This is a genomic window from Bizionia hallyeonensis, assembly GCF_042657385.1.
GTDB classification, from domain to species: domain Bacteria; phylum Bacteroidota; class Bacteroidia; order Flavobacteriales; family Flavobacteriaceae; genus Algorimicrobium; species Algorimicrobium hallyeonense.
Map to the genome: position 1 here is coordinate 115,462 of NZ_JBHSLA010000006.1, position 15,622 is coordinate 131,083.

Consider the following 15,622-nt stretch of genomic DNA (forward strand, 5'->3'; position numbering starts at 1 on the left):
CCAAGGATTTGTATTTTTGTTGGGTAATTATTTACCAGCCGCCAATAGGCTTAAATGTAAAAAGACCATGAATTACTTTTCTTCCAACTTTAAATTAGGCATTTTAGGTGGTGGCCAATTAGGTAAAATGCTTCTAAATGATACCCGAAAATTTGACATTTACACCAGTGTCATGGACGAAAGCCCAGAAGCACCTTGCAAAATTGCCTGTAACGAATTTCATTTAGGCAATTTAATGGATTATGATGCCGTTTATAACTTCGGAAAAGATTTAGACGTCGTTACCTTTGAAATTGAAAACGTAAACACCGATGCGCTTGAAGATTTAGAAAAAAAAGGTGTGAAAGTATATCCATCATCCAAGACCTTACGTATTATTCAAAATAAAGCCACGCAAAAATTATTTTATCTAGATCATAGTATTCCAACAGCCGAATTTTCACGCTTTGCATACACCAGTCAAATTGAAGATGCACTTGAAAACGAAGTTTTAAAACTGCCTTTTGTTTGGAAATGTGCCCAATTTGGATACGACGGAAACGGCGTAAAAGTTGTGCGAAAGGTAGAGGATTTAATTGGACTTCCCAACGTGGAATGTATTGCAGAAACCATGATTCCATTTAAAAATGAATTAGCGGTTATTGTAGCCAGAAATCCTAATGGTGATGTGGCAACGTATCCCGTTGTAGAAATGGAATTTCACCCAGAAGCCAATCAAGTAGAGTATGTAATTTGTCCTGCTCGAATTGATGAGGAAGTGGCAAAAAAAGCAACCGATATTGCCTTAAAAGTTTCAAAAGCCTTTAACCATGTCGGCCTTCTGGCAGTTGAAATGTTCCAAACTCAAGATGACAAAATTCTCGTTAATGAAGTGGCTCCAAGACCACATAATTCGGGACATCAGACTATTGAAGCTAGTTATACATCGCAATTTGAGCAACACCTTCGTGCCATTTTAAACTTACCTTTAGGTAAAACAGAAAACAAAGTTGCTGGTGTTATGGTAAATTTAGTTGGAGCTGAAGATCATACGGGAAATGTTGTTTATAAAAATATGGAGACCATTATGGCAATGGATGGCGTTACACCACATATATACGGTAAAAAACAAACACGTCCTTTCAGAAAAATGGGACATGTAACCATTGTGAGTAACTCTATTTCCGAAGCACGAAAAATTGCAGAAGACGTCAAGAAAACGATTCAGGTTATTAGTAAATAAAAAACAGATATTAATATATAAAGTATGAGCAAAGTAGGAATTATAATGGGAAGTAAGAGTGATTTGCCAGTTATGCAAGACGCTATTGATATTTTAACGGAATTTGGAATATCTATTGAAGTTGATATTGTTTCAGCGCACCGAACACCTGAAAAGCTTTTCGATTACAGTAAACATGCACATACACGTGGTATAAAAGTTATTATTGCAGGCGCTGGAGGTGCTGCGCATTTACCAGGCATGGTGGCCTCATTGTCGCCTTTACCAATTATTGGCGTTCCTGTAAAAAGCAGTAATTCTATTGATGGTTGGGATTCCGTATTATCTATTTTGCAAATGCCAGGTGGTGTTCCGGTAGCAACAGTTGCATTAAATGGCGCCAAAAATGCAGGTATTTTAGCAGCTCAAATTTTAGGAAGTTCAGATCCTGATATTTTAAATAAAATAGTGACCTACAAAGAAGGATTAAAAGCAAAAGTTATTGAATCTGCTAAAGATTTAAAAAAGTCTTAAAACAAATAAACCTCGGCCAGAAGCCGAGGTTTAACGCTATTAATCAATAATTTTTAAGTGAGAATGAAACTCTCATGAAAAAATCTGGTACAAAAGTACTGCATAAAAGTAAATTACAACCACCTTATTGTCTTAAATTTTAGTTAATAATCCCGTTATTACTGACTTGGTAGGAAAAGTATCACAATGATTTAAATGTTTTTTAACAAATGAAATCAAATAAATTACTAACCTTTATCATCTAATAAGGCGGAATCATGTTTCCTGTTGAAAACACAGAAGCAAACATCTTAATAACAACATTTTAAGCCTAAAAGATTTTAAAGAAAAATAAATTGAAAAAATAGTCATGAGTATACTTAATAAACCATTCGACACACCTTATAATTCAGCTCCATTTTCAAAAATTTCGGATGCAGATTATTTACCGGCTTTTAAAATAGCCATTGATAAAGCCAGAACTGAAATTGATGCAATTACTAAAAATTCTGAAGCGCCTTCGTTTGAAAACACGATTGAAGCTTTAGATTTTTCAGGTGAAGAATTGGATCGCTTATCGAGTATATTTTTTAATATGAATTCGGCTGAAACAAATGACACTATTCAAAAAATAGCCCAAGACGTTTCGCCATTATTATCAGAATTCAGTAACGATATTACCTTAAATCAAGCTTTATTTGAACGGGTTAAAACTGTTTATAATTCCAAAGACACACTTCAATTAAGCAAGGAGCAAGAAACCTTACTCGATAAAAAATATAAAGGATTTTCCAGAAATGGGGCGAATCTTCCAGAAGATAAAAAGCAAGAACTTCGTGATATTGACAAAAACCTAAGCAAACTAAAATTAACCTTTGGCGAGAACGTTTTAGCCGAAACCAATAATTTTGAGTTACATATTACTAACGAAGAAGATTTAGCCGGTTTGCCAGAAGGCGCTAAAGAAGCTGCAAGTAATTTAGCCGAAAGCAAAAATAAAGACGGTTGGTTAATTACTTTAGATTACCCAAGTTACATTCCGTTTATGACCTATGCTGACAATCGGGAACTGCGTAAAAAACTGGCTATTGCCTCTGGAGCTAAAGCATTTCAAAATAACAAATATGATAACCAAGAAAACGTATTGCAGATAGCTAAGCTTCGTTTTAAGCGCGCTAACTTATTAGGTTACAAAACGCATGCACACTTTGTGTTGGAAGAACGTATGGCTAAAAATCCAGAAACAGTTGAAACATTTTTAAATGAACTTCTGGAAATGGCAAAACCAGCAGCTGAAAATGAATTTAAAAATCTAGAGAAATTTGCTAAAGATTTAGATGGTATTGATCAACTTCAAAAATGGGATGGTGCCTATTATGGTGAAAAACTGAAACAGAAGTTATTTGATTTAGATGATGAAAAATTAAAACCGTATTTCAAGTTAGAGAATGTCATTAATGGTGCTTTTACCATTGCTAAAAAATTGTTTGGCTTGCAGTTTGAAGAAATTAATAACATTGACAAATATCATGAAGATGTTCTTACTTATAAAGTAACCGATACCAAAGGCAATTTAGTATCCATTTTTTATGCTGACTTTTTTCCAAGACCAGGAAAAAGAAATGGTGCTTGGATGACGGTTTACAAACCGCAATACATAAAAAACGGTGAAAATAGCCGTCCACATATTTCAAATGTTTGCAATTTCACCAAACCAACAAAAACAAAACCATCGTTATTAACGTTTAACGAAGTTACGACGTTATTTCACGAGTTTGGGCACGCACTTCACGGCATGCTTGCCAATACAACCTATCCAAGTTTATCTGGCACAAGTGTATTTTGGGATTTTGTAGAACTACCAAGTCAAGTACTAGAAAACTGGTGTTATGAGCAAGAGGCACTTGAAATTTTTGCGACACATTATGAAACTGGCGAAGTAATTCCAATGGATTTAATTCAGAAAATTAAAGCATCTTCCACGTTCCATGAAGGCATGCAAACCATGCGTCAAATTAGTTTTGGTTTGTTAGATATGAGCTGGCATGGTCAAGATCCAACGACTATAACTAACGTAAAAGCGCAAGAACTGCAAGCATTTAAAAACACCAAACTTTATCCAGATGTCGCAGAAAATTGTATGAGCACGTCATTCTCTCATATTTTTCAAGGTGGTTACAGCTCAGGATATTACAGTTATAAATGGGCTGAAGTTTTAGATGCCGATGCATTTGAATATTTCCAAGAGCAAGGTATTTTTAATGTAGACGTCGCTAAAAAATTTAAAGATAACGTCTTATCTCAAGGCGGAACAGATGACCCTATGGTTTTATACAAACGCTTTCGTGGCAAAGAACCACAACCTGATGCTTTACTAAAACGCGCTGGATTAATTGAGAAATAGAAATTTTACCCTATTTTTGATAAAAATTGCTGAAAGACTTTTATGCCTAAACACCTAATAAATCCAGATCAATGGATTGATCGTTATTCGGATTACTTGTTTAATTTTACCATATCACGTGTTAGTGATCGTGAAATTTCCAAGGATTTGGTACAAGACACATTTTTTGCAGGCTTAAAATCCATGAAAAATTTTAAAGGTGAAGCTAGCGAGCGTACGTGGCTTATCTCTATTTTGAAACGGAAAATTATTGATCACTATCGGAAAATAAATTCTAAAAAAGGACAAGCAGAAGTTCGCATGTCTTATAATAGTAATGAAGAAGAAGGTGATTGGTTAGAGGAACGCGTTGCAGATCCGTTTGATAAAACAGCCGAAGACACGCTAGAAAATGATGAATTGGGCGATGCCATTTATAGTTGTCTAGAAAAGCTACCTGAAAAACAAGCTACTGTTTTTAAAATGAAAACAATTGAAGGGCTCGAAACAGAAACCATTTGTAATGAACTAAATATTACACCGTCTAACCTATGGGTTATTGTACATAGAGCACGAACAGCTATGGCAGAATGCATGGAAAACACTTGGTATAATTAGCAGCATGAAAAAAAGTTTTTTATTTATTACCTGCGATGAGGCACAACATATTTGTGACAAGGCGCAATACAATGAAGCGACAGGTTGGGAGAAATTCAAATTGACGTTACGTTACTTTATGTGCAAAATAACACGGTCCTACGTTAAACGAAATACAAAGCTTTCTGAATCTGTAAAAAGCTCAAAAGTCCATTGTTTAAAAACCATTGAACGCGAACAAATAAAAGCGCAGTTTAATGAAGAATTATCCAAACAAAAGCGTTAGTACTAACCACAATATAGGGATACTTTCTACCCAAAACCCGCTGTAATATTTTCCTTGATTCTTTCTAGAAAAGAGTATACTTAAAATTACTAAACCAGTAATTCCGAACTGAATAATTAATTTACCCAGTGCTTTTTCTGGCATAAAAAACTCCATTCCAAAAAATAAACACGCTAAAATAACACCCATAATCTTGGTGTTTTTAATGCCAATTTTTTGAGGTATAGTTGCCAATTTAATACTGTCAAACTGCATATCACGAATTTCAAAAGGAAGCATCATAGCTAAAACAAATAAAAATCGTTGCGCAAAAGCCCAAATCACCGTTGAATCTAGCAGTCTATCATTATTAATTAAAGGAATAATCACCGTAACGCCTGACCAAACTACAGCTATAACATAAACTTTAAGCCCACTAACATTTCGTAAATTTTGCTGTTTATTTAGATAGAACTTTTTCGGAAGAAACGGAATGGCATACAAAAATGTAATCAGCGCAAAAAAGCCTAAATAAAATAGGGTTTTAGTTTGCAATTGCACTGCAAAATAGGCCATGTTTAGCAAACATATAAAGGAGAAAATCTGAATTATTTTCAACCAACTGGATAAGCTTCGATGATGAAATTTTGCCAAGCCAAAAAACTTCACAAAATTATATCCGGCAATGCTTGCAAAAAATATAAATAAAAGTACGTGGGTATCAAAAGGAATTTGGTATTCTATTAGCGTTAACCAACTTAAAGCAAACGCAGATAAAGCCACGTGAATACTGCTGTTTATATAAAAATCGAAAAAGTGTTTTTCAAAACGCATAAAACAAAAATACACAAAGTGTTAATAACAAAATCAATTGGTTAAAAACTTTCATTTTCATTAACATTTAAACGTGAATAATTCCGTAAATTTGCAGCCTAAATTCAACACAACTTTTAATGAATACAACTGCTTTCGCACAACGTCACATTGGTCCAAGAGAAGAAGACCAAAATCGCATGTTACAAACCATTGGTGTGGACTCCTTAGATCAACTAATTTACGAGACTGTTCCAGATGATATCCGATTAAAAAAGGACTTAAATCTTGATGAAGCCATGAGTGAGCAAGAATACTTGACACATATTCATGAATTATCTAAACGTAATAAAACATACAAAACCTATATTGGCTTGGGTTACCACCCAACCATTTTGCCAGCGGTTATTCAACGTAATATTCTGGAAAATCCAGGGTGGTATACAGCATACACGCCTTACCAAGCAGAAATTGCTCAAGGAAGGTTGGAAGCGCTTTTAAACTTCCAAACCATGGTTACAGATTTAACGGGTATGGAATTAGCAAACGCTTCGCTATTAGACGAAAGTACGGCTGCAGCAGAAGCTATGGGCTTGTTATTTGCTGTTAGATCACGCGATCAGAAAAAAGCAAATGTGAATAAATTTTTTGTTTCAGAACATATTTTGCCACAAACCTTATCACTTTTAGAAACTCGTTCTAACCCTATTGGTATTGAATTAGTTGTTGGAAATGAAGATACATTCGATTTTTCTTCGGAATTCTACGGTGCATTATTGCAATATCCAGGTAAGGACGGACAAATTACAGATATAAAAACATTCATTGCTAAAGCAAATGACAACGATATTAAAGTAGCCGTTGCTGCCGATATTTTAAGTTTAGTAAAATTAGAGGCTCCTGGGAAATTTGGTGCAGATGTGGTTGTAGGAACCACACAACGTTTTGGTGTTCCTATGGGATATGGTGGACCGCATGCAGCTTTCTTTGCAACAAAAGAAATGTATAAACGTGATATTCCAGGACGTATTATTGGTGTAACCAAAGACATGAATGGAAACCGTGCGTTACGTATGGCATTACAAACCAGAGAGCAACATATTAAACGTGATAAAGCAACATCAAATATTTGTACAGCTCAAGTACTTTTAGCCGTTATGGCTGGAATGTATGCCGTTTATCATGGTCCAAAAGGTTTAGAGTTTATTGCTAATCGTGTTCATAAAACGGCTGTTTCTGTTGCTAATGCTTTAGATAAACTAGGCTTTAACCAATTAAACACAGCTTATTTCGATACGATTAAAGTTAAAGCAAACGCTAATAATATTAAAGTAGCCGCTGAAAAAGTAGGTGTTAATTTCTATTATCCTGATGCCGATACCGTAACAATTTCTATTAATGAAACAACAACACTTAAAGATGCGAATCAAATCGTTTCAATTTTTGCAAGTGTTGCCAGTAAAGAAACCATTAAAATTAAAGCGCTTTCTGAAACCAATATGGTGATGGAATCGTTACAAAGATCGTCTGAATTTTTAACGCATGACATTTTTAATTCGCACCATTCGGAAACAGAATTAATGCGCTACATCAAAAAATTAGAACGTAAGGATTTATCGCTAAATCACTCGATGATTTCATTAGGCTCCTGTACCATGAAATTAAATGCAGCCGCTGAAATGTTACCATTAAGTTCACCAAATTGGGGAACTATTCACCCATTTGTTCCAGCAGATCAGGCTGAAGGCTATTTAACAGTTTTAAAAGAATTGGAAGATCAACTTACAGAAATCACTGGTTTCGCAGCAACATCATTACAGCCAAATTCGGGTGCTCAAGGTGAGTTTGCTGGGTTAATGGTTATAAAAGCATACCATGAATCTCGTGGTGATCATCATAGAAATATTTGTTTAATTCCATCATCTGCTCACGGAACCAATCCGGCGAGTGCTGTTATGGCAGGTATGAAAGTAGTGGTAACAAAATCTACTGAAAAAGGAAATATTGATGTAGAAGATTTACGCGAAAAAGCGGAATTACACAAAGACAACTTATCCTGTATCATGGTAACCTATCCATCAACACACGGTGTTTATGAGTCGGCTATTAAAGAAATCACTAAAATTATTCATGATAATGGTGGTCAAGTTTATATGGATGGTGCCAATATGAATGCGCAAGTAGGATTAACAAATCCTGGAAATATTGGTGCAGATGTTTGTCACTTAAACCTTCATAAAACATTTGCAATACCTCATGGTGGTGGTGGACCTGGTGTTGGACCAATTTGTGTTGCTAAACAATTAGCGCCATTTTTACCAAGCAACCCAATTATTAAAACGGGAGGAACTAATGCTATTTCAGCAATTTCTGGAGCGCCATTTGGCTCATCATTGGTTTGTTTAATTTCCTACGGTTATATAAAAATGTTAGGAGCAAAAGGTTTAACGGAAGCTACTAAAATTGCTATTTTAAATGCCAATTACATCAAGCAACGTTTACAAGGTCAGTTTGACACATTGTATTCTGGTGAACGCGGTAGAGCAGCTCATGAAATGATTGTAGATTGTCGTGCCTTTAAAGAAAATGGTATTGAAGTATCAGATATTGCAAAACGTTTAATGGATTATGGGTTCCATGCACCAACAGTTTCATTTCCTGTTGCTGGAACGTTAATGATTGAGCCAACCGAAAGTGAAAGTAAAGCAGAAATGGATCGTTTTTGTGATGCTATGATTTCCATTAGAAAAGAAATTGAAGCAACATCTAAAGATGACACCAATAATGTGCTTAAAAATGCACCTCATACTTTAGATATGGTAACTGCTGATGAATGGCTTATGCCGTACACGCGAGAACAAGCTGCATTTCCATTAGAATATGTGCGGGATAATAAATTTTGGCCAACTGTAAGACGTGTTGATGACGCTTATGGTGATCGTAATTTAATTTGTACATGTGCACCTATTGAAGATTACATGGACGCATAAAACATACAAATTAAAATAAGGCCTTCCGTTAAGAAGGCCTTGTTTTTTTTATTATATATAGGTTTATTGTCGATTTTTTTATCATTTTCGTAAAAAATGGAACAAATACAATAGCGAGTAGTTAAAACAATAATTTATTAACTAATTTAGTGCATGCCCAACTAAATTGAATGCAAAAATATGGCAATAAAAATTACAGGAACTGGTAGTTATATACCGAGTAGTATTGAACGTAACTCGGACTTCAATCGGCATGAATTTCTCAACACAGACGGATCGTCATTAATGCAGAACAATGAAGTTATCATTGAAAAGTTTAAAGCAATAACTGGAATTAATGAACGTCGTTATGCAGACAAAAATTTAACCACATCCGATTTGGCCTTTTATGCGGCGAAAGATGCTATTAAAGACGCACAAATAAATCCAGAAGAACTAGATTATATTATTGTTGGCCATAATTATGGTGATGTTAAACACAACACAGAACAAAGTGATACAGTGCCAAGTTTAGGCTCTCGAGTCAAACACCTATTAGGAATAAAAAACCCGAAGTGTGTGGCTTACGATTTGCTTTTTGGCTGTCCTGGTTGGATTGAAGGTGTCATTCAAGCCAATGCTTTTATCAAGGCAGGAATGGCAAAAAAATGTTTGGTTATAGGAGCCGAAGCCTTATCACGTGTGGTGGATAAACACGATCGCGATTCCATGATTTATAGCGATGGTGCTGGAGCAGTAATTGTTGAGGAAACAGATGGTTCAGGCGGAATAATTGCACACGAAAGCGCCACGTATGCGCTAGATGAAGCTCATTTTATATATTTTGGAGAAACTAATAATTCGGCCATTACGGATCAACGTAGATATATTAAAATGTACGGCCGCAAAATTTACGAATTTGCCTTAAAAAATGTGCCAACTGCCATGAAAGCCTGTTTAGATAAAAGTGGTTATCAAATAACAGATTTAAAGAAGATTCTCATTCACCAAGCCAATGAAAAAATGGATGAAGCTATAGTTCAACGGTTTTATAAGCTCTATAATATGGAAATGCCACAAGGTATTATGCCCATGACCATTAATAATCTTGGGAATTCTAGTGTGGCCACCATTCCTACTTTATTTGATTTAATTTTGAAAGATGAATTAACAGGACATACTATTAATCAAGGCGATATTATTATGTTTGCCAGTGTAGGTGCCGGAATGAACATTAATGCCATTGTTTACAAGTATTAACCGAGGTTTCAATTTAAATTCACACATAATATTCCCCTTTTTGAAGGACAAATAATGTACGAAAAAAGTTATCCAAATAAACGGTTTAAACATACTGCTGAATTTCTTCAAAAGCACATTTCAACCAATTCTAGTATTTTAGATTTAGGGGTTGAAAATCCGTTTACGCCTATCATGAAAAATCTTGGTTATCCAGTTGAAAATACCACTGGTGAAGATTTGGATGTGAATACGCGAGCTATTGAAAATTCAAAAGCGGAAGTCGTAACTGCTTTTGAAATATTCGAACATTTACTATCCCCTTTTACCGTATTACAGAGTATTAAAGCCGATAAATTAGTCGCTAGTATTCCCTTGCGTTTATGGTTTTCTCCTGCTTATAGAAGTAAAACGGACATGTGGGACAGACATTACCATGAATTTGAAGATTGGCAGTTTGATTGGCTTTTAGAAAAAGCTGGCTGGAAGATAATAGCGCGTGAAAAATGGACCAATCCAACTAAAAAAGTAGGTATCAGACCCATTTTACGTTGGTTTACACCAAGATATTATATTGTCTATGCAGAAAGAATAAACAAATAATAATTATTCCATTTAAAATTTCACATTTTGAGAATAAGTTTATGGTTCCCAAATTTGAATTCCTGTAACTTTAAACCTTAAATCATAACTTTTGAATTTTTATATCATCATTCCAGCCCACAACGAGGAGATATACATTAAACAAACTTTGGTGTCTCTAGCAACCCAAACCCTTTTACCTAAACAGGTGGTTGTTGTGAATGATAATTCTACCGATAACACCCAGCGACTTGTTGAAGGTTTTACCACAAAATATAACTGGATTTCATTAGTAAACACGGTGTCTTCTGATAAACATTTACCTGGTAGTAAAATAATCAACGCTTTTTATAAAGGGTACGAAACACTAGATAGCGACTATGATGTGATTTGTAAATTTGATGCTGATTTGATATTTCCTGAAAATTACTTGGAAGAATTGGCCAAACATTTTCAAGAGAATGACAAGCTGGGAATGGCTTCTGGATTCTGTTTTATTGAAGAAAACAATGAATGGATTCTTGAAAACCTAACGCGAAAAGATCATATACGTGGCGCACTAAAAGCCTATAGAAAAAACTGCTTTTTAGAAATTGGTAAACTGAAACCATCCATGGGTTGGGACACCGTAGATGAACTACTTGCCAAATTTTACAACTGGGAGATTTTAACGGATGACAACTTACACGTTAAACATTTAAAACCAACCGGTAAAAGTTACAATAAAGCGTCAAAATACTTACAAGGTGAAGCCATGTATAGAATGCGCTACGGATTTTTAATTACGTTGATATCAGCAATAAAATTGGCCTATAAAAAAAGAAGCTTCCGTTTATTTAAAGATTATATGTCTGGTTTTTTTAAGGCGAAACAGAACAAAATAGAACCTTTGGTTACTGAAGAACAAGGCATTTTTATTAGAAAATTGCGTTGGAACGGTATGCTTGGCAAACTTAAATAATAGAAAAAACAATTCAAAACCGCCACTGTTTATAATCAGAAGAAGCTTCAATTCTAGCTTCAATAGCATCATCTAATTCTGGGAAAAAGTCTATCCCTGTTAGTTCTTCAACAGCATCTACCGAAACCACAAAATTATATAATGGTTGTTTAGAATTTACATGAGGCATTAAAAACGCTAACACTTTTGGATCACCTTCATTATAGTCTAAAATAATTTTATAAAACTGGTTGGGTACGGCTACTTTTTCGCTTCCAATAGTTTTTAAATTCTTTTTAAGAACACCTCCAGTCACTACATAAACACCATCATATTTTGAAGCCCAATAGCGCGTTTTCTGTTCAAGCGTGTTCCAGATACCGGAATTAAATTCATGATTTTGCGGGCTAATATTACTAGTTAAAAACGTTTCATCATGTGCTTCTTTACTATAACGTCTATCAGCAGCGGGACATAAATGCCCACGATCGTATCCTGAATTTTTATAATTCCGCCAACTCGCAGCACCGGTTTTTACGGCTTTATCTATCTCAAAATAGGGACGCTCAAAATTAGTTTGAGATAGGTGTTCTTTTTTTAATTCGTAAGCAACCCATTCTGCTTGTTCATGAGTTTCGCTATAACTTAAGGAATATCCTTGATGATGCACTACTTGACCCGTTGTACTGGTTGGTAAAAAAAAAGCAACTGTAGGCGTCTTGATCTCGCGACCAGAATCTACAATTGCTTGTTCTTCTTTTTTATTCAAAAAAAACTCATAACCGTAAACACCAAAAACTAGTACAATGGCTAGTATGGAATATACAGTTCGTTTCGTCATTATTTTAAACTCGCTAAACTACTTTTCAACGTTTCTATTTTAGCTAAAGCATCAGCCTCTTTATTACGTTCGTTTGTAATTACCTGTTCCGGAGCTCCCGCAACAAATCTCTCATTGGCTAATTTTTTTTGAACCGATTTTAAAAAGCCTTCGGTGTATTTTAATTCGTCTTCTAGCTTTTTAATTTCCTCTTCAACATTTATTGCACCTGCAATAGGAATAAAATATTCGTTAGATTTTACACGAAATGTCAAAGCGCCATCAACAGCACCATCAACATACTCTATAGTTTCTAAATTTCCGAGTTTCATGATAACGGCATCCAAGGATTTAGAAATTGCGTCATTATTAATGACTGAAAATCCAATGGCATCTTTAAACGGAATATTTTTGTCCTTTCGGATATTTCGGATTCCCGAAACCACGTCTTGCATAAAGTTAAACTCGGCAATCAACGTTGTATTAATCCCTTTTTGTTCTGGCCAAGCCGTAACAATTAATGCGTTTTCAGGCGTACGAGCTTCCATATACTGCCAAATATCTTCCGTAAGAAATGGCATAAATGGATGTAATATTTTTAATATGTTTTCAAATTGCTCATGAACCTCCTGCAATGTTTTGGCATCAATTGGTTGTTGGTAAGCAGGTTTTACAATTTCTAATAACCACGAAGCAAAATCATCCCAAATAAGTTTATAAGTTGCCATTAAAGCATCAGACAAACGGTATTTACTAAAATGATCTTCAATTTCAACAAGTGTTTCCTGAAATTTTGCATCAAACCATTCTAAAGCTATCTTGCTAGATTCTGGTTGTGGAATCGTATCACTAACCTCCCAGCCTTTTACTAAACGGAAGGCATTCCATATTTTATTGGCAAAACCTTTTCCTTGTTGGCAGAGTGCTTCATCAAACATTAAATCGTTTCCAGCGGCTGAACTTAATAATAAACCAACACGAACACCATCAGCACCATAATCATCAATTAATTTTAAGGCATCAGGCGAATTCCCTAATGATTTACTCATTTTTCGGCGCTGTTTATCACGTACCAATCCTGTTAAATAAACATTTTGAAATGGTTTTTCGTCTTTATATTCGTAACCCGCAATAATCATTCGTGCTACCCAAAAGAATAAAATATCGGGACCTGTTACCAAATCGTTGGTTGGGTAATAGTATTTTATTTCTTCATTTTCTGGGTTTCTAATCCCATCAAAAACACTCATTGGCCATAGCCATGAAGAGAACCAAGTATCCAAAGCGTCCTTATCTTGGCGTAAGTCGTTGGTTGTTAATTGTTGGTTGTTAGTTTCAGCCTTTGCTAATTCTAACGCTTGCTCCATATTTTCAGCAACTACAAAATCTTCTTTACCGTCGCCATAGAAATAAGCTGGAATTTGTTGTCCCCAAAGCAGCTGTCTAGAAATATTCCAATCGCGAATATTCTCCATCCAGTGTCTGTAGGTGTTTTCAAATTTCTTCGGGAATAATTTAATTTCAGCATCTTCACCTAAAACGGCTTCAATTGCAGGTTTTACTAAATCTTCCATTTTCAAGAACCATTGATCTGATAATCGTGGTTCAATTACGGCTTTGGTACGTTCGGAGGTTCCTACCTTATTTAAGTGCTGCTCCGTTTTTATTAGCGTATTATTTGCTGTTAATTCTTTTACAACCTCCTTACGAACAACAAATCGATCTTTTCCTTCATAATGTAGTCCGAAGCTATTCAGCGTTGCATCATCATTAAAAATATCAATAACTTCTAAATTGTGTTTGTCTCCTAAATTTTTATCGTTTTCATCGTGAGCAGGTGTCACCTTTAAGCATCCGGTTCCAAATTCAACATCTACATATTCGTCTTCAATTATAGGAATAACACGATTACAAATTGGCACAATGGCTTTCTTACCTTTTAAGTGGTTAAAACGTTCATCATTTGGATTGATACATATGGCTGTATCACCAAAAATAGTTTCTGGACGCGTAGTAGCAATGGTTAATGTTTCATCACTACCTTCAATTTTATAATTAAGATAGTATAAATTCCCTTGTTGTTCCACATGAATAACTTCCTCGTCAGACAAGGTTGTTTTAGCTTCTGGGTCCCAGTTTACCATACGGTAGCCTCGGTAAATTAAACCTTTTTTATAAAGGTCAACAAATACTTTTATTACGGATTCTGACATGTCATCATCCATGGTGAATTTGGTTCTATCCCAATCACAAGAACAGCCTAGTTTTTTTAGTTGCTCTAAAATAACACCACCATATTCATGTGTCCAATCCCAGGCGTGTTCTAAAAACTCATCACGCGTTAAGTCGTTTTTATCAATCCCTTGTTCCTTTAGTTTGGCTACTACTTTAGCTTCAGTAGCAATGGATGCATGATCGGTTCCAGGAACCCAACAGGCATTTTTGCCTTGTAAACGCGCACGCCGAATTAAGACATCCTGAATGGTATTATTAAGCATATGACCCATGTGAAGTACACCTGTAACGTTAGGAGGTGGAATAACAATGGTATATGGCTCTCTATGATCTGGCTTGGAATGAAAATAATTGTGTTTCATCCAGTAATCATACCACTTACTCTCTACTTGACTTGCATCATATTTTGATGGAATTTGCATACTTTGGAATAGTTTTTGAAATATAACATACAAAAGTACTTATATTTCTTTTTTCATTAAAATTAAAAGACGTGTTATTGTGCAACAATTCAAGTTTAACATATTTATAACGTTGCCATACATCTATTTTTTTTGTTTTATGCTGAAAAAGTGAGTAAGTTTACAATCGAATTAAACATATATATTATGAAAAATTTAATTACAATATTATTTGTTGGGCTTATTAGCTTCGCTGCTAATGCACAAGACAAAGTTGCAAAAATCGAATTTAAAGAAACAACAATTGATTACGGCGTTATTGAAAAAGGCGCTGATGGTGTACGTGTTTTTGAATTCACCAATACAGGTGATGCACCATTAATTATTACAGACGTGAAGTCTAGCTGTGGTTGTACGGTTCCAAAAAAACCAGAAGGCCCAATAGCACCAGGGAAAACAGGTGAAATTTCAGTTAAGTATGACACGAATCGTGTGAACCCTATTCGTAAAACAATTACGGTTCTTTCCAATGCTAACACACCTACTGTGGCACTTAAAATTAAAGGTGAAGTTATTGATCCTAGTAAAACAAGTGTTTTAGAAAAGAAAAGTAGTAGTGTAATGAATCAGTAATTATTGATTTTACATTATTTTAAAAACAAAA

General features: G+C 35.0%; 13 protein-coding genes. 10 read left to right on the forward strand and 3 right to left on the reverse strand.

Translation table 11 applies throughout. The features are described 5' to 3' along the window. Positions 1 to 67 precede the first annotated feature (67 nt). From ACFPH8_RS13635 to ACFPH8_RS13655, 5 genes are all read left to right on the forward strand, one after another. Entirely contained in the window at positions 68 to 1,222 is a 1,155-nt protein-coding gene (locus ACFPH8_RS13635) for a 5-(carboxyamino)imidazole ribonucleotide synthase (RefSeq protein WP_376861761.1), read from the forward strand. A gap of 24 nt (positions 1,223 to 1,246) precedes the next feature. Beyond that, the gene (gene purE, locus ACFPH8_RS13640; protein ID WP_248395481.1) at positions 1,247 to 1,735 is read left to right on the forward strand and encodes a 5-(carboxyamino)imidazole ribonucleotide mutase; all 489 of its coding nucleotides are present in this window, start codon (positions 1,247 to 1,249) and stop codon (positions 1,733 to 1,735) included. A gap of 349 nt (positions 1,736 to 2,084) precedes the next feature. Beyond that, complete coding sequence (locus ACFPH8_RS13645; protein ID WP_376861763.1) at positions 2,085 to 4,118, forward strand: M3 family metallopeptidase; 2,034 nt, start codon at positions 2,085 to 2,087, stop codon at positions 4,116 to 4,118. Between the two features lie 42 nt (positions 4,119 to 4,160). Further along, a complete protein-coding gene (locus tag ACFPH8_RS13650; RefSeq protein WP_248395485.1) occupies positions 4,161 to 4,715 on the forward strand; it encodes a sigma-70 family RNA polymerase sigma factor in 555 nt (184 codons plus the stop codon). A 4-nt stretch (positions 4,716 to 4,719) separates the two neighbouring features. Continuing rightward, positions 4,720 to 4,980, forward strand: a complete 261-nt coding sequence (locus ACFPH8_RS13655; protein ID WP_376861765.1) for a hypothetical protein — start codon at positions 4,720 to 4,722, stop codon at positions 4,978 to 4,980. Here the strand turns inward: ACFPH8_RS13655 and ACFPH8_RS13660 are convergent. Continuing rightward, positions 4,960 to 5,535, reverse strand: coding sequence for a UbiA prenyltransferase family protein (locus ACFPH8_RS13660; protein WP_376861767.1), 576 nt, complete (start codon positions 5,533 to 5,535; stop codon positions 4,960 to 4,962). The genes ACFPH8_RS13655 and ACFPH8_RS13660 overlap by 21 nt on opposite strands. Positions 5,536 to 5,912: 377 nt before the next feature. Between ACFPH8_RS13660 and gcvP the strand changes: the two genes are divergently transcribed. The 4 genes from gcvP to ACFPH8_RS13680 all read left to right on the forward strand — a co-directional run bounded on the left by gcvP (position 5,913) and on the right by ACFPH8_RS13680 (position 11,523). Further along, positions 5,913 to 8,762 carry an aminomethyl-transferring glycine dehydrogenase gene (gene gcvP, locus ACFPH8_RS13665; protein WP_376861769.1) on the forward strand — a complete coding sequence of 950 codons (2,850 nt, stop codon included), beginning with the start codon at positions 5,913 to 5,915 and terminating at the stop codon, positions 8,760 to 8,762. A gap of 180 nt (positions 8,763 to 8,942) precedes the next feature. Continuing rightward, a complete protein-coding gene (locus tag ACFPH8_RS13670) occupies positions 8,943 to 10,001 on the forward strand; it encodes a 3-oxoacyl-ACP synthase III family protein (protein WP_376861771.1) in 1,059 nt (352 codons plus the stop codon). Between the two features lie 54 nt (positions 10,002 to 10,055). Continuing rightward, on the forward strand, positions 10,056 to 10,583 hold the full coding sequence (locus ACFPH8_RS13675) for a methyltransferase domain-containing protein (protein WP_248395495.1): 528 nt from the start codon (positions 10,056 to 10,058) through the stop codon (positions 10,581 to 10,583). A 91-nt stretch (positions 10,584 to 10,674) separates the two neighbouring features. Beyond that, positions 10,675 to 11,523, forward strand: coding sequence for a glycosyltransferase family 2 protein (locus ACFPH8_RS13680; protein WP_376861773.1), 849 nt, complete (start codon positions 10,675 to 10,677; stop codon positions 11,521 to 11,523). A gap of 13 nt (positions 11,524 to 11,536) precedes the next feature. Here ACFPH8_RS13680 and ACFPH8_RS13685 read toward each other — a convergent pair whose 3' ends face one another. Beyond that, positions 11,537 to 12,343 carry a DNA/RNA non-specific endonuclease gene (locus ACFPH8_RS13685; RefSeq protein ID WP_376861775.1) on the reverse strand — a complete coding sequence of 269 codons (807 nt, stop codon included), beginning with the start codon at positions 12,341 to 12,343 and terminating at the stop codon, positions 11,537 to 11,539. Next, complete coding sequence (locus ACFPH8_RS13690) at positions 12,343 to 14,979, reverse strand: valine--tRNA ligase (RefSeq protein WP_376861777.1); 2,637 nt, start codon at positions 14,977 to 14,979, stop codon at positions 12,343 to 12,345. Before ACFPH8_RS13690 ends, ACFPH8_RS13685 begins: the two co-directional genes overlap by 1 nt. Positions 14,980 to 15,165: 186 nt before the next feature. Between ACFPH8_RS13690 and ACFPH8_RS13695 the strand changes: the two genes are divergently transcribed. Then, a complete protein-coding gene (locus tag ACFPH8_RS13695; protein WP_376861779.1) occupies positions 15,166 to 15,591 on the forward strand; it encodes a DUF1573 domain-containing protein in 426 nt (141 codons plus the stop codon). The last annotated feature ends 31 nt before the right edge of the window (positions 15,592 to 15,622 follow it).